The sequence below is a fragment of the Bartonella sp. HY761 genome, from assembly GCF_026743145.1.
In the GTDB taxonomy this organism is placed as follows: domain Bacteria; phylum Pseudomonadota; class Alphaproteobacteria; order Rhizobiales; family Rhizobiaceae; genus HY038.
Window position 1 is genome coordinate 375688 of sequence record NZ_CP104887.1, and the last position, 24554, is coordinate 400241.

At 41.5% G+C, this 24554-nt stretch carries 17 protein-coding genes and 1 pseudogene; 8 read left to right on the top strand and 10 right to left on the bottom strand.

Going from position 1 to position 24554, the window contains the following annotated elements; genetic code table 11:
• Positions 1–72 precede the first annotated feature (72 nt).
• From N6A79_RS01515 to tolQ, 3 genes and pseudogenes are all read right to left on the bottom strand, one after another.
• Positions 73–1338, bottom strand: a complete 1266-nt coding sequence (locus N6A79_RS01515) for a hypothetical protein (protein WP_268546703.1) — start codon at positions 1336–1338, stop codon at positions 73–75.
• A 62-nt stretch (positions 1339–1400) separates the two neighbouring features.
• On the bottom strand, positions 1401–1868 hold the full coding sequence (locus N6A79_RS01520) for an ExbD/TolR family protein (RefSeq protein ID WP_262079606.1): 468 nt from the start codon (positions 1866–1868) through the stop codon (positions 1401–1403).
• Positions 1869–2062: 194 nt separating this feature from the next.
• Positions 2063–2758 (bottom strand): annotated as a pseudogene (gene tolQ, locus N6A79_RS01525) (protein TolQ); the annotation flags it as partial.
• Positions 2759–3520: 762 nt separating this feature from the next.
• Between tolQ and N6A79_RS01530 the strand changes: the two are divergent.
• Both N6A79_RS01530 and N6A79_RS01535 read left to right on the top strand, forming a co-directional pair.
• Positions 3521–4999: a tryptophan 7-halogenase gene (locus N6A79_RS01530; RefSeq protein ID WP_268546704.1), complete on the top strand. Its 1479-nt coding sequence runs from the start codon at positions 3521–3523 to the stop codon at positions 4997–4999.
• Positions 5000–5066: 67 nt separating this feature from the next.
• Positions 5067–6566 carry a tryptophan 7-halogenase gene (locus N6A79_RS01535; RefSeq protein ID WP_268546705.1) on the top strand — a complete coding sequence of 500 codons (1500 nt, stop codon included), beginning with the start codon at positions 5067–5069 and terminating at the stop codon, positions 6564–6566.
• Positions 6567–6735: 169 nt separating this feature from the next.
• Here the strand turns inward: N6A79_RS01535 and N6A79_RS01540 are convergent, their stop codons facing one another.
• The 3 genes from N6A79_RS01540 to N6A79_RS01550 form a co-directional block, all read right to left on the bottom strand.
• Complete coding sequence (locus N6A79_RS01540; RefSeq protein WP_268546707.1) at positions 6736–6969, bottom strand: sulfurtransferase TusA family protein; 234 nt, start codon at positions 6967–6969, stop codon at positions 6736–6738.
• Positions 6945–8138, bottom strand: coding sequence for a hypothetical protein (locus tag N6A79_RS01545; protein ID WP_326848745.1), 1194 nt, complete (start codon positions 8136–8138; stop codon positions 6945–6947). The genes N6A79_RS01540 and N6A79_RS01545 overlap by 25 nt, the downstream gene beginning before the upstream one ends.
• A 282-nt stretch (positions 8139–8420) precedes the next feature.
• Positions 8421–9230, bottom strand: a complete 810-nt coding sequence (locus N6A79_RS01550) for a L,D-transpeptidase family protein (RefSeq protein ID WP_268546708.1) — start codon at positions 9228–9230, stop codon at positions 8421–8423.
• A 198-nt stretch (positions 9231–9428) separates the two neighbouring features.
• Here N6A79_RS01550 and N6A79_RS01555 point away from each other — a divergent pair, with 198 nt between their 5' ends.
• Together N6A79_RS01555 and N6A79_RS01560 are read left to right on the top strand one after the other, a co-directional pair.
• Positions 9429–10313: an arginase family protein gene (locus N6A79_RS01555; RefSeq protein ID WP_268546709.1), complete on the top strand. Its 885-nt coding sequence runs from the start codon at positions 9429–9431 to the stop codon at positions 10311–10313.
• 127 nt (positions 10314–10440) lie between these two features.
• The gene (locus N6A79_RS01560) at positions 10441–14070 is read left to right on the top strand and encodes an acyl-[ACP]--phospholipid O-acyltransferase (protein WP_268546710.1); all 3630 of its coding nucleotides are present in this window, start codon (positions 10441–10443) and stop codon (positions 14068–14070) included.
• Positions 14071–14257: 187 nt separating this feature from the next.
• On the opposite strand, the gene N6A79_RS01565 is transcribed toward N6A79_RS01560, so the two are convergent.
• The 4 genes from N6A79_RS01565 to ybgF all read right to left on the bottom strand — a co-directional run bounded on the left by N6A79_RS01565 (position 14258) and on the right by ybgF (position 19343).
• Positions 14258–14647, bottom strand: coding sequence for a hypothetical protein (locus N6A79_RS01565; RefSeq protein ID WP_268546711.1), 390 nt, complete (start codon positions 14645–14647; stop codon positions 14258–14260).
• Positions 14648–14820: 173 nt separating this feature from the next.
• Positions 14821–16782 (bottom strand): ATP-dependent zinc metalloprotease FtsH, encoded by a 1962-nt coding sequence (gene ftsH / locus N6A79_RS01570; RefSeq protein WP_268546712.1) that lies wholly within the window; start codon positions 16780–16782, stop codon positions 14821–14823.
• A gap of 198 nt (positions 16783–16980) precedes the next feature.
• Positions 16981–18375: a tRNA lysidine(34) synthetase TilS gene (gene tilS, locus N6A79_RS01575; protein ID WP_268546713.1), complete on the bottom strand. Its 1395-nt coding sequence runs from the start codon at positions 18373–18375 to the stop codon at positions 16981–16983.
• On the bottom strand, positions 18372–19343 hold the full coding sequence (gene ybgF / locus N6A79_RS01580; RefSeq protein ID WP_262079617.1) for a tol-pal system protein YbgF: 972 nt from the start codon (positions 19341–19343) through the stop codon (positions 18372–18374). Before ybgF ends, tilS begins: the two co-directional genes overlap by 4 nt.
• Before the next feature lie 572 nt (positions 19344–19915).
• Between ybgF and cysK the strand changes: the two genes are divergently transcribed.
• The 4 genes from cysK (at position 19916) to N6A79_RS01600 (ending at position 24367) form a co-directional block, all read left to right on the top strand.
• Positions 19916–20902, top strand: coding sequence for a cysteine synthase A (cysK, locus tag N6A79_RS01585; RefSeq protein ID WP_262079619.1), 987 nt, complete (start codon positions 19916–19918; stop codon positions 20900–20902).
• Between the two features lie 404 nt (positions 20903–21306).
• Positions 21307–22428, top strand: a complete 1122-nt coding sequence (gene dnaN / locus N6A79_RS01590; protein WP_182418600.1) for a DNA polymerase III subunit beta — start codon at positions 21307–21309, stop codon at positions 22426–22428.
• Positions 22429–22552: 124 nt separating this feature from the next.
• Positions 22553–23695, top strand: coding sequence for a DNA replication/repair protein RecF (recF, locus tag N6A79_RS01595; protein WP_262080537.1), 1143 nt, complete (start codon positions 22553–22555; stop codon positions 23693–23695).
• Between the two features lie 228 nt (positions 23696–23923).
• Entirely contained in the window at positions 23924–24367 is a 444-nt protein-coding gene (locus tag N6A79_RS01600; RefSeq protein ID WP_268546715.1) for a hypothetical protein, read from the top strand.
• Positions 24368–24554 lie beyond the last annotated feature (187 nt).

Below are 24554 nucleotides of genomic sequence, written 5' to 3' on the forward strand. Positions count from 1 at the left end.
CTCGATCATATTTTTTCCAACATCACAAAACAAATGGTACTTGAATTTTTTTGTTTTAGAAAGCCATCAAATTTATTGTTTCGATGGATAAAGATTAAGAGTAATTAGACGCCATTGTGCATAGGATTCGGCAGGTAGCCCTTTAAATGGTGAGCATCTTTTCAAAGCAGCTAATCCCGTCGTTGCCATAATTCTTTGGGCATTTGGATCGCCGCCAATAGGTGTCAATTGTGGCTCACCTATAATATCACCATTAGGTCCCAATTCAAAAACAGCTTTTACCATTAATTCTTGACTACCACCGGCGGCACTGATAGGCGGTTGCCATACATTGGACATACAGCCTTGGATTATAGAACCAACAGTCTGCGCTAGTGTTCGCGGATCACCAATATTTTGCGAGCCACCAAAGGACGCCTCATCCTCACTGCGCTTAGCACCGCCACCTTGGGTTCGCGTTCTATCAACCATTGCAGTTTGTGGATTATTATTGATTATATCTGCAACATCTTCACCAGCGGCGGAGCTTGCTGAAGGCTTTGGTGTATCCGTCGGCGTACGTTCGGTGGTTTTGGCTGTTGCTTGCGGGCGTGCACCGGGGATCGGTGCATTTGTGGTTGGCAATTGCGGTACCGGTTCGACTTGCGTTGTTTCTTGTGGTTTTACAGCTTCTACTGGTTTTGAAACTGTTGGTTGTGGCTCAACGGGCTTTGGTTCTTGCGGCTTTGGCTCCATAGGTTTTGGTTGAAGCTCATCTTGCGTTGCGGCTTGTGTTGGAATCTCCTGTGGCTCTGGTTTTACGGGCTCAGGCTTCGGCTCAACCGGCTTTGGTTCTATAGGCTTTGCGGGCTCTGGCTTGACAGTATTTGGTTTGTTTTGGTTTTCAACAATTTGTGGTGTTGGTGGCTCAGCCTTTGCCGTTACCTGTGTTGCATCCATTGCACCACTATCAGGCTTTGTTTCAATTGGTTTATCCTGCGGCGGTACAATATCAGGTTTAGCGTCAGGCTTACCTGCGGTTGGCTGGTTTGCATTGACATCGCGCGGCTTTTCTTTTGGTTTTAACGGTGTAGCAACATCAACCTCGCCATCGCCGACATTTTCTGCAGCCGGCTTAACTGCAGGTTTTGTGGTTGGCTTAGGAGCAGGTTTTTCGGATAGAGGCGAAGTTTTATCACCCTCGCGTATTGATGCTTTATCGCTAATTGGCACCAGCGTAATCGGCAATGCTTCCGTCAATGTATTTTCAAGCGGCTTTGGTACCGCATTAAAACTAATAAATGCGATAGCAAGTGCGAGTGCGTGCAACCCAACCGATGATAAAAAACCTGACTTCATATTTTTCTACTTATGACTCTTGGTTGTAATTGGTAATTCTTGGCTATAATGGACTGCTACCATCATCGACCATTATTTGAAGGTGAGCTAGCAAGGGCAATATTACTAAAGCCAGCTTTTTGGATAAGATCAATAAGATCAAGAACTGTTTCATAATTGGCACTGCGTTCCCCTTGGACAACAACACGCTGTCCAAGCCCTTCTGAACTTAAAGCACCTACAGCTTTAAGATGAGGAACGATTTCATCACGCGGATAAAACTCTTTTTTTATCGCATAACGCCCATCGGCGGTAACCGACACGGTTAAAGGTTCCTTTTGCGCCGAAATAGGCCCAGCACCCGATTTTGGCAAATCCATAGGTACGCCATTAATTAAAAGAGGTGCAGAAACCATGAAAATAATCAATAGAACCAACATAACATCCACCATCGGCGTCACGTTAATCTCACTCATTAAAGCACGTTTGCCGCCTCTACGCCGTCCGCGCCGTCCATGGCCACTTCCTGATCCACCAACCGACATCGCCATGATTAAAACATGCCTCCATCATTATTGCGCCGATCAAAAGAACCGCGATCTTGGCTTGTACGATCAAAAGAATCGCGATTAGGCGATACTGGATCGGGTGCAAGGCGATCGCTATTATTGCGTTCTTCTACGGGGGTAGCACGTGGGGCTGCTGCTTGCTGTTGGGCAAATTGATTGGTTTGCTGTACAGGGCGCTGCGGATTAGATCTTTCATCAATCTGGCGTGAAAGAATGCCAGAAAACTCGTCTGCAAAACCTTCAAGTTGCCCACCAATGCGTGCAGCATCAGCGCTTAATTTATTATAGGCAATAACCGCAGGAATAGCGGCAAGCAAGCCAATGGCGGTTGCAAGCAGCGCTTCAGCAATACCGGGAGCCACAATAGCAAGACTAGTATTTTGTGATTGGGCAATGGCCTGAAAGGAGGTCATAATACCAATAACAGTACCAAAAAGACCGATAAAGGGTGAAGCAGAACCAATGGTTGCCAAAAGCCCAAGGCGCGATTCCAATCGGTCCGTTTCACGAGCAAGCGCCACATCCATTGCTTTATCAATACGCATTTGCAAGCCAAAGGGAGAGCGGGCGCCTTTTTCAAAGGATTTTTTCCATTCACGCATTGCGGCCATAAAGACTGTGCCCATGCCGGTTACACGGCGCTCATCAAGGTTGCGATAAAGATCTTCCAAAGATTGGCCAGACCAAAACACTTGTTCAAAGCGCTTTATGGCACGGCGCGCATTGGCAAAAGCAATCATTTTATCAAAAATAACTGCCCAACTCCAGATTGAAGCGATCATCAAACCGAGCATAACTAGCTTGACAATCCAATTGGCCTGCATGAAAAGGCCTAAAAGTGTAACATCCGCAACAGGAGCTATCGCGTCCATAATTATCTATCCTTAAAATGTCTACCCTTACACATAAGGGCTTCCTTCGTTTTCGCTCATAGTTTTGATGCGATATTTTACTTTTTGATTTAGTAAAAACGTCAATCTGCACCGCATTTTTGTTGATGATTTGCTAAAGGTTATATGGCTAAAAGCCTCACCAGTTATACTAATCATATGTTGATGTATAAGCTTGAAAGATTTACGCATATTTAATTGCAAGCAATCTTTTTTATCTTTTATTTTTGGCTGCTAAATTTGGTGAAACAAAGGCTGAAACTGGCCATCAATTAGGTATTTTAGCGGCTTTGTCAGCGTCGTTTGCTTTTAAAGTTGTAAAATTGGAAAATTATGGGCATTGCCAATCCAATGTGATCTTTCAAAAATAATGCTTTGCTATAAATGTATTGTTTTTCATATGGTAAGGGAGGTAGGTTTTTCAAGTTTTAAATATATTGCGATGATCATGGTTGGGGAGACACGAAATTGCAATATTAATGGCGCATTTTTAATTTTTTAGCCTAATTCTTGATGTTGTCGTGAGCTGTTCCATATAAATATCTCATTAACGCGCAAAATGAGAAGATATAATATTAGCATTTAGTGGAAAATATCGCTTCTATTTGTAATTTAAGTGGTTTTAATTTAAGTATATTTAATATATTTAAACCGACATCTTTAAAAAATCAAAAATGATGAAACGTTTAAAAAATAGAAAAATTTGAGCAGATAGAAATCGGCTAAAAATCGAGGAAAATACAGATGATAAACCTCAGAAACGCCAAGCGTATTGCAATCATTGGTGGCACAATGGAAGCTTGGTTTGCAGCCCTTACCTTTCGGCGGATATCAAGCACAGAGGTAGAGGTTATTGTTTATGATGACGAGCAAAAAATCAGTCAGGGCTTAGGCGCAGGTAGCTTACCGGTTCTAAGTGCGGCTTTACAAGCCAATCAAATCAATATTGATGAATTTGCCTTGGCTACAGATTTGACCATTAAACTTGGTTCATCGTTTGAAAATTGGCGCCATAGCGGTGACAATGATGTTTTTTTTCATCTGTTTCATGGATTTAATCAAGGCGTAGAAGAGCTTGATGTTATTGCTAATCGTACCTACCCATTTTTGGCAGGACGGATTGCAAAAAACATGGATTTGGTGGGCTTTTATTCTGGTTTTTCCATGCTTACCCAAAATGTTCCGCAAGTTCAAGCTAATCTAATTTTAGGCGCTCGCAAAAGCGGTTTAATACCATCTTACCATTTTGATGTGCAAAAATGCCTCACCTATTTAAAAAATGTTGCGATTGGTCGCGGTGTTAAACATCAGGTTATGAAAGTACACAAACTTGTTTTAGATGATGAGGGTAATACAACTGCTCTTAATACCGACCTTGGTGATATTAAGGTTGATTTTGTTGTTGATGCGGCAGATACAAAGCGTTTAAGTCTTGGCAAAGCTTATCAAAGCAAATGGCACTCACTTAAAGAACAATTTGCCGTTGATCGTGTTTTACATTTTAATGTGGAGGCAGCCTTAGTAAATCCACGGCTTTTCACCCGTTCCATTGCAATGAAATGCGGTTGGTTACAGCTAGTGCCACTAAAAAATCATATTAGTGCTAGTTACTTCCTTGCTTCTAAATATACGAGTGATGAAGCCGCATTGAAAGAAGCGGCAGATCTACTTGAGCAAAAGATTACTTTTGCAAATCCTGTGGATCTTGATCAAGGATATTTTGAAAGCAATTGGCATAAAAATACTCTTGCTGTAGGTCCTGCCGTCGGCTTTATTGAGCCATTGGTTTCAGCAAATCTTGCACAGTTTTTCTCACTTATTTATAAGGTTGAGCAAGCGGTGATTGAAGGGCATGGTATTATTGGTGAAACAACCATTAAAGCCATTAATAAGGATCACGCAAAAACTTTTAATGAAATTGTTGATTTTACCCGATTGCATTATGAAACACAGCGCAAGGATAGTTCTTTCTGGCGCGATGTTAAAAAACTTACCCGCTCCAAAACCTATCAAGAATTGCGCAAGGTATTTGCTGAGCGTTTCCCGCGCGCTGTAGATTTGGAAAACTATTGTGGCTTTGGTTGGCCGCCTTTGTTTGCACCCCTAGACTGGATCACTGTTGCGAGCGCTATGGGAATTATTACACCACAAACGGCGCTAAGTGAATTGGACGTTATGCCAAGGGAAATTTTTGAGCAGGTTGAACGATATCTGCAAGGCTAGAGCTGTTTTTCAATGCATGCAAATTATACTGCGCCAATGCGCACTGACTTATTGTTAAGGGTCAATCATGATTAATCTTAGAAATGCTAAACGTATTGTTATTATTGGCGGTGGAATCGCAGGTTGGTTTTCCGCGCTTACTTTTCGCCGCATCGCGGCTCCTGAAGTCGAAGTACTATTATTGGAAGAAGGCGCAGATGACAATAAGAATGCTATTAAGGGCGGTTTTTCAAATCTGGTTTTTGGACTGCAAAAAAACGGCATTAATATTGAGGAATTTATAAATGCGACCAAGGCTACCGTAAAGTTTGGTTCTTCCTTCGAGGGTTGGCGTAACGGTAGCTTCAATGATATCTATTTTCATTTATTCCATAGTCTTAACGGTGGCAGTGAAGAGTTGGAGGGGAAAACTAATCGAACCTATCCACTGCTTGCAGGACGTATTGCCGCCGGTCTTGATATGTTCAGTTATTTTGCTGGTTTCTCGTTGATTAATAATAATGCAACGCAAGCGCAAGCTCATATTGCGCTTGCCTCTAATCGGACTGGATTATGGCCATCTTTCCACTTTGATGAAAACAAGATGGCTGATTTTTTAAAAACCGTTGCTAAAGCAAGAGGTATTAAACACAAGAATTTAAAAGTTGAAAAACTTATTCTTGATAAGGATGGTAAGACAACGGCTCTAAAAACGCCCGAAGGTAATTTGGATGTTGACTTTGTTATTGATGCTTCAGGTTTGCGCCGTATCGGTATTGGTGAAACCTATAAGCAAAAATGGCAGTCTTTCAGCAAAGAACTGATTCTGGATCGTATTCTGCCTTTTACCATCAAGCAGCCTAATGCAAATCCTGCGCTTTATACACGTTCTATTGCTATGCAAGCTGGTTGGATGTGGCAAATTCCGCTTAACGATAAAATCGGTGCTGGCTATGTGTTCTCTAGCAAACACAGTGATGAACTTGCCGCAATTAAAGAAGTTGAAGCCTATATTGGACATGCAATTGAACCGCAGGCGGTAATGCAATTTGATCCGGGGCATTATGAAAATGTCTGGTGTAAAAATGTCTTGGCTGTTGGCTTGTCATCTGGATTTATTGAACCCCTAGAGGCGACATCCATCGGCCACATGCTGAAAGTTCTTGAACGATTTGAAAATATTGTAAATGATGGCCACGGTATTATTGGTGAAAACACCATAGATACCTTCAATCAAGATAATCAAGCAGGTTGGGGTGAAATGAAAGATTTCCTTCGCCTTCATTATGATACCAGCCGGGAAGATACGCCCTTTTGGCAGGACGCTAAAAATGCAAAGCGTTCAACAGAATATCAGGATCTTTGCGAAGTCTTGAAAACACGTATGCCGCGATTTGTTGATCTTGAAGCCTATGCCGATTTCGCTTGGCAACCAATGTTCAATACAACCAGTTGGATTATGGTTGGTGCGGCACTTGGTGTTATCCCGCAGCAAGCTGCCTATGATGAACTTGCAACCCTGCCAAAGCCTATTTTTGACGAAGTACAGCAATATCTCATGCGGCAAAAGCAATTATTATCGCAATAATCCAATCCACAAAAAATCAATCTAATCAAAAGGCTGTGATGAGGAATTTAGCGCATCACAGCCTTATTTTTATCATTGCTGCGGTTATCCGAATATTTATAGCGCGCGTTTATGGGTCTACTATAAATTTTATAGTAGGTTGAATAAGCCTTTTAATGATCTAAAAAATTTAAGTGACAATAATTGTAAAAGCGATGTGACCTGTTCGGTGATGATAATCAAACTTTAAATGATATTTGCAGCAAAGGTCTTTGAAGTCTTGTTCAGCCAATGGATCATCGCTCAAAATTGTTAGCCTGTCACCCGATGCTAAATTTTTTAACCGCCGCGCGGTTTTTAAAATGGGCATCGGGCATTTAAGGCCACGCAGATCATAGATTATCGGCTTAAGAAACCCAGCCATGACTTTTTCTTATTTTCTTGTACAGGTACTAAGGCAGCCGTTTGCTGATCTGATGAATTTTGAACGGCACTACTTTGTTGCGTCTGTTCAGTTGTTGGCTTTGCAGCAGGTGCACTTGCATTAGTTGGCAATGTCGTATTTGCTGAGGCTGGAGCAATATCTGGCGCGCCACTACGTTCAGTAGATGCAGAACTCAAAGATGGTGGGGTACGACTTACCTTTTCACCCCTTGCGCGCCGTGCGCTCCAATCAGCAACAAGACGTGCTTCTTCAAGACCGGCAATGGATGGTGAAGCAGGTTTTTTTGATTTCTTGTTTATTGCCTCTGAAAATGCCGAATTGTATTCAGCTTGGTAGGCGGCATAGGCGACAGGCAAACTCTGTGTTGGGGCAGGGCATGCACCAGCTGGCGACAAGGGCTGACCGCTTGTGCTTCTGCGATTAAAGACATAACGCTTCTCACAAACATCAACTTGCGGTGGCTTTTTGGTCGCTTCAAAAATGTCATAACCTTCCTTTAGCATGCGCCAAAAGGAATAATTGGCGTCATTGCGATAACGCGCCATATTGGCAGCGGTCATGCGAAATGGAAATGCTTGTACTTGGAATTCATGCTGGCCGCCCCTAAAGGAATCGCGCCCAAAAGCATAAATTTCAGCAATGCTTTCATCGGTCATTGAATAGCAACCAGATGACGAACAAGCGCCATGTACCATTAAATGGCGCCCTGTACGACCATTGACAGCATCATAGGCATTAGGAAAACCAATGTTAAAAGCAAGATAATAATTAGAGTTTGGATTCATTTGGGTTGGGCGAACTGTATAGAAACCTTCAGGGGCTTGGCGGTCTCCTTCAATGAATTTAGGCCCTAATTTACCTGACCATTGGCAAATTTCATAAGTTGCAATTAAGCCATATTGTCCGTTTGATTTTTGTTTCCAAACTTCTAAAGCGCTTTCTTCCTTGAAAACGCGAATGATAATAGGCGATGTTTTTGGCATGCCCATTGCTGCCATTTTTTGTTGGATTTTGGCAGGTAATTCGCGCTCCGCGCGGCCTGACATAGATAGACTACCTCCGCCACTACCACTACCGCCTTGTTGACAGCCGACAAGTGCCATGCTTGAAACCATAAGCGCCGCAAAAATAGCAGTTTTTATTTTCATGGATAACTCCTGCATCCGTCAAAGCGTATCATATACGCTGCAAATAGGTGAAAGCTTTAAAAAATCACCTTGGTTAAACAAAATCCAATATTCAACAGCTTTCATAAGCTATCATTTTTATCAGCGCTATTTTGATGAAGCCATTTGTGCTTTATCAAGCATAGCAATAAGCATGTATTGCGGTTTTGTTTATTTTAGCCAAATTATGCTTTATTTTCTAGCATAATAGTAAGTTAAGATAAATGCTTGGTTAATAATTAACCGCAATAGTTTTTAAAATAACTATAAGTTCTTCACTTGTGCACAGACCGTTCTTGCTGCATTTTTATTTTCTGCCGGTGTTACAACATAATTCTTGCCGCAGGTAACAGTCCGCGCCGGAATATACTCGTTTTGAAAAAGGTCATAGGCTGGTTTTAATTGTTGCCAAAAGGCCATTTCAGGGTGGTCATCAAATTGGGCTAAATTGTCGTCACTCATTTTAAATGGAAAAATATGCATTGGTATGGATTTAGCGCCACCCTTAAATGCTTCACGTAGCAAAGCGTAAATTTCTTCAATCCTGTCATCACCCATTGCTAGGCAACCAACCGATAAGCAGTTGCCATGCACCATGATAAGGCTGCCAGTATAATTATTATTACGATCGCGCAAATTAGGGTAACCAACATTAAAAGCCAGATGATAATTAGACTTTGGGTGGAGCTGCTCTCTGGTTAAACTATAAAAGCCTTCGGGCACTTGATAATCACCCTCTTGGCGCTTTTGGCCAAGTTTTCCCGACTGTTTGCAAATTGTATAAAAGGCAAGTGGTTTATAGGTACCTTCAGCACTTTGCTTCCACACTTCTAAGGTATTTTCCTGTTTGAAAACCCGAATATAGATTGGGCTATCAATTTTAAGATCAAGGCTTGCCATACGCGCGGACAAATAGTCAGGCAAAGGCTTACTTTCCTTGGCTATTGGACTTGCATTTACTGCTTGATAAGCAAATACTATATTAAATGCGATTAAAAGAATGGCAACGGCAATTATTGATGCCAATTTATGGCGCAAATGAATTGCGGCAAGTTTATAGCGCCAATCAATCATTGCATTGTCCTTTCTATTAATGGCTTTATGATGATCAAGTTATGAGCTGTAGCATATTGCTTTTTATTAAAGACCAATTTGAGATGAAATGGCGTTTTATTAATGGCGAATGACAGTTTTTTGTATTGGTGGTAAATAATTTGTTAATTTTTGCAGGGCCGATTGATAGCAAAATGGCAGCGTTTTTTGGGGGGTAGTATGAGCAAGCAAGAACAAACTGTGTTGAGATTGGTATTTCCTCAGTGGCAGGGCGGTAATAATCCGGCCTATCAGATGGGAAGTACTTTGCTAAATTTTTTAGCGCCACAGCCAAGTTTTGCGGTTGAGCGAGTTAATGTCGCTAGTGACAATGAACAATCGCCATTACAGCTTGAAAATGGAATTATCGGGCGCGAAGTTTTATTAAAACAAGCCGATGAAGCGCGCAAAAAAATAGACCAGCATCAACCGAAAAAAATAGTTGTTTTTGGTGGAGATTGTTTGGTTGATTTGGTTCCCTTTGCTTATTTAAATGAAATTTATAATGGTGATCTTGCGGTTCTTTGGCTTGATGCCCACCCTGATGTTATGACGCCAGAGGTTTTTCACAATGCCCATGCTATGGTTCTTGGCAATCTTTTGGGTAGGGGTGATGAAGATTTTGTCAAACGTGTCAAGCAACCAATAAAGCCAGAAAATGTCATGTTTGCAGGTCTTGGTAAAACCCTGCCATTTGAAACGGATTTTATTCAACAACATAATTTGAAAATAGCGAGTGCCAGTGCTTTGAAGACATCAAGTGACAGTGTGATTGATTGGCTAGGCTCGATTAACGCTAAATATTTAGCCGTTCATTTTGATCTTGATGTTTTGAATGTCAAAAAATTTTCTTCCTTGTATTTTGGTAATCCAAATGCTGCAAGCAATGATTTTGATGGTATAACACAAGGTGAAATGCATTTGGCGGATATAGTGCGGTTGTTAAGTGATGTCGCTGCAAAGGTGGATGTTGTTGGACTTGGTATTACTGAATATTTGCCATGGGATGCTATTGCCCTTAAAGGTGCTTTGGAAAAACTACCCATTTTACGCGATGGTGGTTAAGACGGTAACCCTACATTATAATAAAATATATAATAAAAATATTTTTGAACGTTGTTCATTTTTTTCTTGCTAAACAAAATAAGGCAAGCTATAGTGGGCTAAGTTCATTTTAAGACGGGAGTTTAACATGACAAGCGCAAGCGATAAAGAAGGCTTAAGTGCTGCAGCTAACCAACAGGGTAGTTCGCAAGAGGGCACGGCTGAAACAACACTAAAAGTAGAAAGCGTTGAGGCGGTCATGGTGCAGGGACAAGCGGAAGGCAACCAAAATGGCGATACCTACAAGGTTGCTCGTCAATCCTTTAGCCAAATAGAAGGTGAATTTTCTGATAATCCACCAATCGCCAATTTGTTAACATCCCGCCGGTTTGGCCCTTTATTTGGGGCGCAATTTTTCTCAGCCTTTAATGATAATTTTTTAAAATTCACTTTAGCCTTGGTTGTTACTGCAACTGTTAGCCAGGCTTCAAGCGAGTCGCTTAACACTTTAGGGGCAGCTATTTTCATGTTGCCTTTTTTATTGTTTTCAGCAACGGGCGGCGAATTAGCCGATCGCTTTGATAAAGCGCGTCTTGCGCGGTTTTATAAATTAATTGAAATATTTGTTGCCGTTGGCGCAGCATTGGGACTCATCTTAGGCTCCATCCCAATTTTAATGGTTGCCTTATTTATGTTTGGCGTTGGATCTGCTTTATTTGGTCCGATTAAATATGCAGTTTTACCAGAGCAAATTGCCCGTACTGACTTACCCAAAGCGAATGGTTGGGTGGAGGCTGCAACTTTTATTGCAATTCTTTTAGGCTCGTTACTTGCCGATTATAGTTTTGCAGGTCATCATGGTCCATCATACCTAACCGCTATTTTAATAGTAGCTTTTGCACTCTTGGGTTGGGTATGCTGCTGTTTTATGCCTTACCATGGTGCGGCAAAAGCAGATCTTAAAATTGACAAAAATATCATTCGCACCACCGGCCGCCTATTACATGAAATTAGCCGTGAACGTAAATTATTCATCGTATCCTTGATGATTTCTTGGTTCTGGTTGGTTGGTGCTGTTTTGGTGCCTATGATTCCAGCATTTGGTAAGCAGCTTGGTCAATTTGCCCATAGCAGCTCCTTCTTTCTTGCGGTTTTCGCCATATCCATTGCTATTGGTTCGGCTATGGCTGTTTGGGCGTCCGCTGGTCGCATTGTTCTTTTGCAATCGGTGTTTGGCAGTATTGTTTGTGCTATTGCTCTTCTTGATGCTGGTTTTAATGTTAAATCCATGGGAACGGATCAAATCGTCCACACTTATGGTGAATTTTTAATGGTTCCTGGTACAATTCGGTTAATGATTGATCTGGCTTTTACCGCTATTGGTGGCGCATTCCTTGTCGTACCGGGGTTTGCTGCCCTTCAAGCATGGAGCGCACCACAAAGTCGTGCCCGTGTCATTGCGGCTAACAATGTTTTAAATTCTGGTATCATGGTCATTGGTGCGCTGGTCATCGCTTTTGTACAAAGCGGCAAAGTCTTTTCAGTGCAATTATTTTCCGGTGCATCCTTGCATAGCGTATTGATAGGCTTATCAATTGCCTCGTTTATCGCTTCATTTTTTATGTTACGTTATTTACCAACCAATCCATTTCGTGATTTTATCACTATTTTATTCCGTGCTTTTTTCCGTCTCGAAGTTAAGGGGCTTGAAAACCTCAAAAATGCCGGTGAAACACCTATTCTTGCCCTTAACCACGTATCATTTTTAGATGGTTTATTGGCACTTGCTATTACCGATAATACTATGCGCGCTCCAGCTTTCGCTATTAATTCGGTTATCGCACGCCGTTGGTGGATCCGCCCTTTCTTAAAATATATGAACGCATTTCCAATGGATCCAACCCGCCCCTTGGCAGCACGTAGCCTTATTCGTGCGGTTAAAAATGGCTCGCCACTGGTTATTTTCCCTGAAGGCCGGATTACGGTTACCGGTAGTTTGATGAAGGTTTATGATGGCGCGGCAATGGTTGCAGACCGCACCAATGCCAAGGTTGTGCCGATTAAAATTGATGGATTGGAGCGCACATTCTTCTCACGCCTTTCTGGTATTGCTGTGCGCCGCCAATTTTTCCCTAAAGTGCGCGTGACTATTACTGCACCGGTTGAATTGGAACTTGATCCTAAGCTGAAATCTCGCGCTCGCCGTCATGCTGCCGGTAATGAATTATACCGCATCATGTCCGATCTTGTTTTTGCAACCTCAGGTCATAATGGCACAGTTTTGGATGCTTTGGTAAAAGCTGGTAAAGATTATGGTATGAGCCATGATGCGATTGAAGATCCAATGCGTGGTTTGATGAGTTATGGCCGTATGCTTACCGCTATCCGTGCCCTTGCCAAACCCCTTGCCAAGCATTTGGCAAAAGACAGCAATGTTGGTTTAATGATGCCAAACTCCAATGCTGCAGCGATTACCTTTTTTGCCTTGCAATCTGCCGGTAAAGTGCCAGCAATGATGAATTTTTCAGCCGGTCTTTCAACTTTAACCTATGCAACAACGGCCGCTGAAATTAAAACAATCGTCACATCGCGGGTATTCTTACGCCAAGCACGCCTAGAAGAACTTGCTGAAAGCTTAAAAGCCGCCAATATCCGCTTTGTGTTTTTGGAAGATATGGCGAAAGAAATCAACTATTTAGCAAAAATAACTGCTATGGTTATGAAAACACGTCCCTTGGTTAAAAACCGCCAGCATCACGATCCTGCAGCTATCCTTTATACATCAGGTTCTGAGGGTACACCAAAAGGTGTGGTATTATCTCATGGCAATATGTTATCGAATGTTGCACAAGCTGCAGCAAGGGTCGATTTTAACAGTGCTGATCGTCTTTTCAATGTTTTGCCAATGTTCCATTCTTTTGGTTTAACGGCGGGTACTGTCTTGCCATTAACATCGGGCGTGCCAGTTTACTTTTACCCATCACCCTTGCATTATCGCATCATTCCAGAAGCGATTTATTCATCTAATGCTACCATTATCTTTGGTACCGATACATTCTTGAATGGTTATGGCCGCAATGCCCATCCTTATGATTTCCGCTCAATCCGTTATTGTTTTGCAGGTGCAGAGCCAGTAAAATCAACAACCCGCGAAATGATGATGAATAAATTTGGCATTCGTGTGCTTGAAGGTTATGGCGTTACTGAAACCTCACCTGTTTTAGCACTCAACACCCCCATGTATAATAAGCCAGGTACGGTTGGTAAATTATTGCCAGCAATCACTCCGCGCCTTGAAGCGGTTGAAGGTGTTGATAATGGTGGTCGATTATTTGTTTATGGCCCAAATGTCATGGCTGGCTATTTACGGGTGGAAAAGCCCGGTATTATTGAGCCACCTGTTGATGGTTGGCATGATACTGGTGATATCGTTAATATTGATGATGAAGGTTTTGTTACCATTCTTGGCCGCGCGAAACGCTTTGCAAAGGTAGGCGGCGAAATGGTTTCCCTATCGGCGGTTGAAGCAATGGCCTCGCGTGCTTTCCCAGGCGTTATGTTGGGCGTTGTAACTCTAAGCGATCCTAAAAAAGGCGAGCGTATTGTGCTTATTAGTGAAGAAGAACAAGTAAATCGACCAGATTTATTAAAACTTGCACGCGCTGAAGGCATTCCTGAACTCTTTGTGCCATCGCGAATTATTTATGGAAAATTACCCTTGCTGGGCACTGGTAAGATTGATTATCCAGCCTTAAAAAAACAAGTTGAAGAAGCTTAATACAACAATCACATTTGATTGGTATAAAGTTTGAAAAATGGCCGGCATCGGATTGTGGTGCTGGCCATTTTTATTTCATGCATTTTTAGCGCCGTTTAAAATAGCCGTGATGTAACCGCTATGAATCTTTTACTCATTTAAGGGGTATGCCTATCAGCATATGGTGTTAATTTCTTAGTTTGTGTGCTTATTTAAAATTTTGAAAGATTGCGGTGAGTTTTTTATCCTCATCAAAATAGAAGGATAAATCCTTATAATTCCATCGCTCTTCATTGATTTTGGTAAATGGTAAATAATCCTCTATACATGCTTGGCTTTTGCCAAATAAATATAGGTCATCATCAAAGACATCTTTTAACGAGCTATTTGCATAAGGTTCCACCGAAAAGTAACTTAATGCATTTTTGTGGTAGCCAAATTCTAATTTGAACATTCCATCCCATAGAACAAGCAACGCCGTATCTTTTTTTACTATTGTTTCATCAATTGGAAAAAGTTGCATCACACTTTCAATCGAAAGCGCTTGCTTGAGCAAGTGACCTTTTTGGATAAGCATTGTTGTTTTTAAAACAGGCATTTTTAGCTCTTAATCGATTAAATCATACATGGATAATTTGTAATAATAAAACTGCAATTTAAAATAACGGGTAAAAATACTGCTTAAAAAATACCAAATGAAAATTATTGGCAAAAAAAACGGGTATGATTTTCACCATACCCGTAAACACTTTTACTTATAATGCGCAAAGTTTATGATTTATTCTGAGGCGTTTCATCATTTTCAGCTTTGCTATCATCAGCAGGCTCGGATGATTTCATATCTTCGCTTTCAATTGGCTTTTCGATATCAAGCTTAACACTGCGGCCTGCCTTTGGCACGCCGGAACTACGGCTTGTTTCATTACCAAGATTTCGTGATGGCTCTTTGCCTGCCATAACTTCGATAATTTCTTCGCCTGTTAAGGTTTCATATTCAAGTAAACCTTCAGCAAGGCGCACCCATTCATCTTTCTTTTCGAGTAGGATTCGTTTTGCTTCTTCATAAGCTTCATCAACGATTCGGCGCACTTCAGTATCAATAATTTGCGCTGTATGCTCGGACATAGCTTCTTGTCGTGGCGGGCCATAACCTTCTTCTTGATTGCTACCATAAGCAACTTTACCAAGCTGATCAGAAAAGCCCCATTTGGTGACCATCGCACGAGCCAATTTGGTGGCTTGTTCAATGTCGGATGATGCACCAGAGGTGATATTTTCCTTGCCAAATTTCAATTCTTCAGCAATACGGCCACCCATTGTAATGGCAATGCGCGATACCATCCATTGATAGCTCATGGAATAACGATCACCTTCTGGCAATTGCATCACCATACCAAGGGCGCGACCACGCGGAATGATAGTTGCTTTATGGAGAGGATCGGCTTTAGCAACATTTAAAGCAACAACCGCATGGCCTGCTTCGTGATAGGCGGTTAATATTTTTTCGTCTTGTGTCATCGCGGTAGAGCGACGCTCTGCCCCCATTAATACTTTATCCTTGGCATCTTCAAATTCTTGCATGGTAACAAGGCGTTTATTGCGTCTTGCGGCCATAAGGGCTGCTTCATTGACAAGATTCATCAAATCCGCACCCGAAAAACCGGGTGTACCACGGGCAATAACTTTTAAATCAACATTGGGAGCAAGCGGTACATTGCGCACATGCACTTGCAAAATTTGTTCACGGCCAGCAACATCGGGATTTGGCACAACAACCTGACGATCAAAACGACCTGGACGAAGAAGCGCAGGATCAAGCACATCAGGGCGGTTGGTTGCAGCAATGATGATGACATTTTCATTGGCTTCAAAGCCATCCATTTCAACCAATAACTGGTTTAATGTTTGCTCACGCTCATCATTACCGCCGCCAATGCCGGCGCCGCGATGACGACCTACGGCATCAATTTCGTCGATAAAGATAATACAAGGCGCATTCTTCTTGCCTTGCTCGAACATATCGCGGACGCGGCTTGCACCAACACCAACAAACATTTCAACAAAATCAGAACCAGAGATGGTGAAGAACGGTACATTTGCTTCGCCGGCAACTGCGCGGGCAAGCAAGGTTTTACCCGTTCCTGGAGGACCAACAAGTAAAACGCCGCGTGGAATACGTGCGCCAAGGCGTTGGAATTTTTGTGGGTCGCGTAAAAATTCAACCACTTCTTCCAAGTCATTCTTGGCCTCTTCAACACCTGCAACGTCATCAAAGGTAACTCTGCCATGCGCTTCGGTTAATAGCTTGGCCTTAGATTTACCAAAGCCCATAGCCCCGCGTGAACCGCCTTGCATTTGGCGCATGAAAAATACCCAAATAGCAATAAGAATAACAATGGGTATGATGGTGCCAAGAATGCTTACCAGTGGGCTTGAACCGGTACTTTCAGGTTTAACCTTGATGCCAATATTATTATCTTGAAAGGCTTTGTAATCTGGTTCCTTAGGACCAACAGTTTTAATAAGCGTGCCATCAGTAGCAGTCGCAACGATATTTTGGCCGTCAATAGTAACTTCTTTAATTTGCTTATTATTAACACGCTCTAAAAATGTTGAATAATCAATCTCGCCACTTATTCCTCGTTGTCCAGTTCCCTGAAACATTGAAAATAGTGCAATAATAACAACTGCGATAATACCCCACAGGACAACGGAACGGTAATTCGGGTTCATATCAAATCCATATCTAAGCCAAAGGCACTTATAATTTTGTCAATTCTTTTGTATTCTTGTCATAGTTTTCACCGACAAAACCCCAACACAACATCTTGCGCGACATGTCGATTGTCAAATTCATTCATAAACAACTAAAAGTTGCTATAAATACTTCCCTGGCATATTCCCAGAAGAAGTTTTTTGTAACATATGTTTTCATTCTTCACTTGCCAAGGTGTAAGACGGTATTTCTGCAAGGTTTTTGTTAGCAACGTCATCTATTTTTATTTTTATCGCCATTCTTTGCTTAAAAAGTCGATATAATGGCGACAACATGGCGAAATCATGGCTAGATGCAAGCCAATGAAACGGCATTAAGACCGGAGTAATTTGATAATTGGGGCTGCAACAATCTAACTGGTCGATAAAGGGCAGTTCGCTGCCTGATTTTTTGTCAATTAAAGGCGAAGTTAATAAGGATGGTATATGAGGTTTAATCTTAGTGGAATTGCGATTGCCGATATTGTTTAACCTAGAATGTATCTCTGACAGTTTTGGCGCGCGTACAATAAATTCTTCTTGATTTTTATTCGTAAAGGCAAACCGCCCATCCCAGATTGCGGTTTCCTGAGCTTTCACAGTGATAGGCACTAAGTTGCGCAGTTCACGCCAAAGCCTTAATTCATAGGGATGATTTTCAATTATAGTGGCACTATGAGTTGCTTTTTTTGCCTCAGCCCCATATGCAAGAAATTCAATAAGTGCATGAGGCGCCGGTTTAACATATGCCTTGCCGCCAATAAGTCCTGCTAAAATTTCAATAAAATGAATAAATATAGGCTGTTGTCGCAGCGAATCATTAGCAATTTTAATTATAAGTTGTTCATCGCGCCAATGGGCATTGGTTTCTATAATGAGTTTGGCAATATGCTGTGCATTTTTTTCCCGTTGCAATCGTGCCGTTTCAAGTTGGGCGCAAATCTCATTCTCAATCGCTGGGGTAGGATTTTTGCGAATGCGTACCCGTTCATAATGCAAATTGTCATTGCTCGGATCATCCACCCAGTTAATATTTTTTGTTAGCAAATAGTTACGCAAATCGGCTCTTTTGCAATCGAGTAATGGGCGCAATAATCTGAACTCTTGTTGTAATAGTGCCTCTTTTGCCATGCCAGCGAGACCGCGCCCTTTATCAAGGCGCATTTGCCGCATGCGGAAGGTTTCAATTTGATCGTCAAATGTATGACCAGTTACAATAATATTGCTGTTATAATGGGCGGCAGCCTCGCATAAAAGATTATAGCGGGCAGTTCTTGCCTTGTCTGAAATGCCCACCTTGGGCTTGTCACCTTGCCAGACATAGATGGTGTGCCGGATATTATGTTGACGACAAATTTCTGCAACGCCTTGGGCTTCAACTAGGGATTCTGGTCGAAGACCATGATCAATTGTAACAGCAACAAGGCGATTATCTTGATCATGTTTTTGTAAAAACTCACGCAATAAGAATAGCAAAGCCAAAGAATCACTGCCCCCAGACACGGCGGCGATGATATTTTGGCTTTGCTCAAAATCTTCAATTAAAAAATTTGGTTTTAAATTTGCTATCACGGGTTACAATTAAGGCGCTTTTGTTCATCGACTACCCGCTTTAACACTGCAGGTTCTGCTTGTTTATATTCTTGTGGCACTTTTGCAAAGACCGCACAAGCAGTTTCATCGTCATTAAGTTCTGCCATTGTCATACCAAGTTTAAGCATATTTTCAGGCGCGCGCGGTGTCGAGTTATAATTCCTCTCAACATCCATATAGGCTGCGGCCGCTTCACGATAGCGCCCTTGACCATAAAGCGATTCTCCAAGCCAAAAGGAAGCATCGGCAATTAATGGGTCGCTTGGGTAGCGCTCTTGAAAGGCGCGAAATATCGGTTCTGCGGCGCGATAATCGCCGGCAAGAATTGATTGGTATCCAACCTGATAAAGCTCTTTTGAGCTTGAAGTTTGTGGCACAGAGCTAGTCTGGTTACCACCTGTTGGAACACTTGCCTGCGAATTTTTATCGCTCGTGCTTTCAATAATATTGCCGTCGCGGTCAAAATGAATGGAGCCTAAATTTTCTGTGCCACCATTGGTATTTGGTTTAGCTTGGGTACTTGACCCAACATTTTTGCTATTTTCCACGCTACTATTAGAGCTTGTATTTGCTATTGCGCGTGATGAATTATTAGCTATAGCAGGCTGAGAGCTAAGTGATGTTTGACGCTGCTGACGTTCGGCAATTGCTGCATTGCTTGGCTTTTTGCCTTCTAGGATATCAATACGGTTTTGCATTTCTAAAACCTGTATATTCAAGTTTTCAACTTTAGTGGTCAAATCACGCAAAGCTTGCTCTAGCTGAATGGTGCGCGTATCAATTTGTGGTGAGGCTTGTGCAACATTTTGGCTTTTATTGCCGCCAAGAACCCGTTCTAAAAAATTGGGGTTTTGTTGCGCCTGTGCCATTGGTACTTGCATTGCAGTCAAAGAAAGGACGGGGACAAATAGGGCCGTTGACAAAAACCTTTTTGTTGAGCGTTCCATAAATTACCTCAATTTCCATAACTTTGTTTTAAGCGTTTGTTTATTGCCGCTGTGCAGCAGCTATAATGATATATCCAGTTTTAATCTATTAGGCAGACAGCTTCACTTTTGATTTGCCTTAATGAATTTAGGCTATAAATGCCAAAACTATATAAGGTCGTCCAAGTAGCTTTTCAATTCGTTTGCTGTGTTGGCTTTAATCTGCCTTTTGACTTTGGTGAAATTTTGTTCAAGATGGTGATGAAATGTGATTGTTTCGTGATTTTTTGCGTCAAAATTTATAATGGTTCAAAATATTTTTTTGCATTTCAGTTGCAATATTTGCTCAATAAATTTTAGGGCAGTAAAATCCGGATTGAAGCATATATGTTCGGCGTTTTGGATAATTAGAAATAATTATCTAATATTAAAAGATATTTTAGAAAATAAATGCATTATTTTATGAAAAATTAATTCATCAGTTCTCTTTTGTTGGTTTGAAAAGGACTATCTTTATTTAAGAATTTTTTTAATGGCATATCGCTTTAAAATAGGCGGCTATTGCCTTTTAGCTTTAAATGATGGAGCTTTAAATGAGTGGCATAGAAAAAAACACAACAGCCAAATCCACTAAGGGGCGTGGCAAGGTTTATAATTCCATTTTGGAAACAATTGGCGATACACCGCTTGTTCGGGTTGATAAATTTGCCAAAGCTAAGGGTGTTGGTGCGAATTTACTTTTAAAGCTTGAATTTTTTAATCCTCTTGCAAGCGTCAAGGATCGCATTGGTTATGCAATGATTGATGCATTGGAAAGGGCGGGCAAAGCCGTGCCTGGTAAAACGGTATTTATTGAGCCAACTTCGGGTAATACTGGTATTGCTTTGGCCTTTGTTGCGGCATCAAAAGGCTATCGTATTATTTTAACTATGCCGGAAACCATGTCGGTTGAGCGACGTAAATTGCTTAAATATCTTGGTGCTGAACTGGTTTTGACAGAGGGCGCAAAGGGTATGAAAGGCGCTATTGCGAAAGCACAAGAATTAGCGCAAGAAATTCCCGATGCGATTATTCCCCAGCAATTTGAAAATCAAGCCAATCCTCAAATCCACCGCGAAACAACCGCCGAAGAAATCTGGAATGATACCGATGGTCATGTCGATTTCTTTATTTCCGGCATTGGTACTGGTGGTACAATCACTGGTGTGGGGCAAGTATTAAAAGAGCGTAATCCCGATGTTAAGATTATCGCAGTAGAACCAAAAGATTCTCCCGTTTTATCAGGTGGCAATCCCGGCCCACATAAGTTGCAAGGTATTGGCGCTGGCTTTGTGCCAGACACATTAGATACAAAGGTTTATGATGAAATCATCACCATTGCCAATGATGATGCCTTTGAAAATTCTCGCGCGCTTGCGCGTATTGAAGGTGTTCCAGTTGGTATATCGGCTGGTGCTGCTTTAACAGCGGCAATTGAAGTTGGTAAGCGTCCAGAAAATAATGGCAAGAACATTGTGGTTATTATTCCTTCCTTTGCAGAGCGCTATTTATCGACTGCGCTTTTTGAAGGGCTTGAATAGGATCTATGTCTCATAATTGACATAGTCTAATTGTGAATTTTGAATATAAAAAGCACCAATTGACAAGGTTCAATGGGTGCTTTTTTGCTTTAAATAATAATTATCCGCCCCAATTATTTTATTGAATAAACCTCATATAATATGTGGGTGATAGCTCGATGAGGGTTTATAAAAATCTTTACAATAATATTTACAAGCGTTTTTCACTATTTTATGACGCTGTGATTTATGGCTTTTGCCAAATTTATCCACACAAGTTGCAAGATGCTATTTTGTCAATTAAGCGATGTGGTTTATAAGAGATTAACGACAGAATCATTGCGCTGATTTTGATGCGAAGTGATTTGTCTATAAAGTTTGGTTTAGCGGTTAAATATCCGCAGTTTAGGAAGTGAGTTATAGATATGCGCATTACAGTTGATCGTGCCAATCTTCTCAAATCATTGGGTCGTGTTCATCGGGTCGTGGAGCGGCGCAATACCATCCCTATCCTGTCTAACGTATTGATTGAGGCTGATAATGGTCAGATGTTGCTTAAAGCAACCGATCTTGATATTGAAATAACCGAAACAACCACATCAACTATTGAGCAAGCGGGCGCTACAACCGTTCCAGCCCATCTTCTTTATGACATTGTTCGCAAACTTCCAGATGGTGGCGAAGTAAGTTTGTCGATGAATGGTGAAGGCAATGCGGTTGCCGTTGCTGCAGGTCGTGCTAGCTTTCGTTTGCAATGCTTGCCAAAAACCGATTTTCCTGAATTGAGCACTGGCCAATTTAGCCATTCTTTTGAAATCAAGGCTGAAGATTTAAAACGCCTTGTTAATTCAACGCAATTTGCAATTTCAACCGAAGAAACTCGCTATTATTTGAATGGTATCTATTTCCATGTGGTGGAAAGTGATGGCGTATTAAAGCTGCGTGCCGTTGCAACTGATGGTCACCGTTTGGCGCAAGCAGAGCTTAATGCACCTCATGGCACCGAAGGCATGCCCGGCGTTATCATTCCGCGTAAAACCGTTGCCGAATTGCAAAAGCTGGTTGGTGATGACAATGAAGCTTTGGTAAAAATCGAATTATCGGACGCTAAAATTCGTTTTTCGGCAGGTTCTGTAGTTTTAACATCAAAACTCATTGATGGTACATTTCCTGAATATGGCCGGGTTATTCCACAAGGCAATGATAAAAAATTGATTATTGATCGTGCCGCCTTTGCAGCAGCAGTTGATCGCGTATCAACTATTTCAAGCGATCGCGGCCGCGCTGTTAAACTTACAATTGGCGATGGACAATTAAAGCTCACGGTTAATAATCCAGATTCTGGTAGTGCTGAAGATGAGTTAAGTGCAGATTATGAAGCTGATCCTTTGGAAATTGGCTTTAATTCTCGTTATTTAATGGATATTACCGGGCAATTGGCAGGCGATGAAGCAATATTCTTATTAGCTGATTCAGGTTCGCCAACTTTGATCCGTGACAGCAATGATGCTGATGCGCTTTATGTCTTGATGCCCATGAGAGTTTAGAAATTGAGAGTTTAGAATTTGCGAATGTAGATTCTGCGAGTTTAGATCTATTGGGCAGATTTAGATATTTTTGAGATAAGGTCAAATAATAGATTTGTCTGATATTCAATCCTATGGTGAAAAAATGCGGGTTCGCGGGCTTAGTCTCGCGGCCTTTCGCAATTATGAAAGCCTTAATTTGGCTTTTTCTGGCCAACATGTTGTGTTAACTGGCCATAATGGCGCCGGCAAAACCAATATATTGGAGGCCATATCGCTGTTATCACCAGGCAAGGGTTTGCGCCGTGCCGGTTATAATGAGCTTATCCATGGCGCTTATGATAAAAATTTAGCCTCAAAACAAAACGGTTTTACAATTTTTGCTCGCCTTGAATGTGATATTTATGGCGAAGCGCAAATTGGTACCGGTATTAATGATAATGAAAGCACACGTAAAGTGCGCATCAATGGCGCAAATGCTTCGGCCGATAATTTGCTAGAATATAGCCGCATTAGTTGGCTAATTCCAGCAATGGATGGGCTTTTTACTGGTACTTTATCGGACAGGCGGCGTTTTCTTGATCGGCTAGTTATGGGGCTTGATCCCCTGCATGGGCGGCGAGTTATCAATTTTGAAAAAGCCATGCGCTCACGCAATAAATTATTAAGTGACAATGTTGATGATGCCTATTGGATGAGTGCATTGGAAGCGCAAATGGCCGAACTTGGGGTGGCAATTGCTGCAGCGCGCAAGGAAATGGTGCGCCTTATGGGGGCAATGATTGAAAAAATGCTGTTAAACAGCTTATTTCCCATGTCGGTTTTAAGTGCGACTGGTCTTTTGGAGGCTAAGCTTGATGAAGCTGCCGCGGTTGATGTCGAGGAAGATTACCGCGCGCTTTTAGAACAAAATCGCCCGCTTGATGCACGGGCAGGGCGTACTTTGGAAGGCCCTCATCGCAGTGATTTAGAGGTCAGCCATCTCATTAAATCCATGCCGGCGGCGCTTTGTTCAACCGGCGAGCAAAAGGCATTGTTGACGGGGCTTATTTTATCCCATGCACGTCTCATTGGTGAGGTTTCAGGCATGACACCAATTCTACTTCTTGATGAGATTGCCGCCCATCTTGATCCTTTGCGGCGGATTGCACTTTTTGAAATTCTCGATCAATTGCAAGCCCAAGCCTTTATGACCGGAACGGATCACGCGCTGTTTGTGGGGTTAGAGGGCAGGGCGCAATTCTTGTCAGTCAAAGAAAATCATGTTGAAGCTTATCATAATGCCTAATTCTACTTGTTAATTAATAAAAGAAACTTTTTATGTCATTTGCAATATGTAAGTCCTAATTTAAAATAATAATAATTATAAATTGAGCTTATTTTATTGTTAAAAATGAATATATTTTATGATGCTATATTTAAATATCTTATGAAATGTATTAAGAGCATGCTTAATCAAAAATTTTGAATTCCAAGAATTTTAATAATTATTTTAAGTTATAAGGGGCTGCTTAAGATGGCTAATATCGTTGGCATTGAAAATATGAGTGTTGAAGAAATACGTGAAGAAGTGGCCAAAGGCGGTCGCTTTGTTCAGTATATTTGGTGTGTTTCTATTATTATTATGTCATTTAAAAATCCGACTGACATTTTCTTTGTGCGTAGTGATGAATCGGCAGCTAAAAAAGCTTTGCCTTATACATTACTGACCCTGTTTTTGGGTTGGTGGGGTTTTCCTTGGGGGATTCTTTATAGTTTTCAATGTTTAGGTGTAAATACAAGTGGCGGTTATGATCTCACTGAAGAATTTATGCAAAGCATAGATGCTTCACTTCATGATGAGGCTATTCCAATGGATTATTCTGAGGCTGTTACAGAAAATGCCGACGCGGAGCAGGATTTAAAGCCTAAGGATGATAATCGTCCCGTCAATCGTAGTGGTTCTGTTGTTCAGCGTTAAATACCAAAGAAATACCAAAGTTGCAGAGCTTTAGATAGGTATAGATAGGCTGTCTTAAGCATTGGTTGGTAATTGTCTTACTAATGCTGTTATGGGTTGCATGAGGATATAATTTAAATTGTTAAAAAAATAATTGCGGTTTTCTTGTGAAGCCAATAATGTAGATTTTTAGTGAATTTAATTTTCG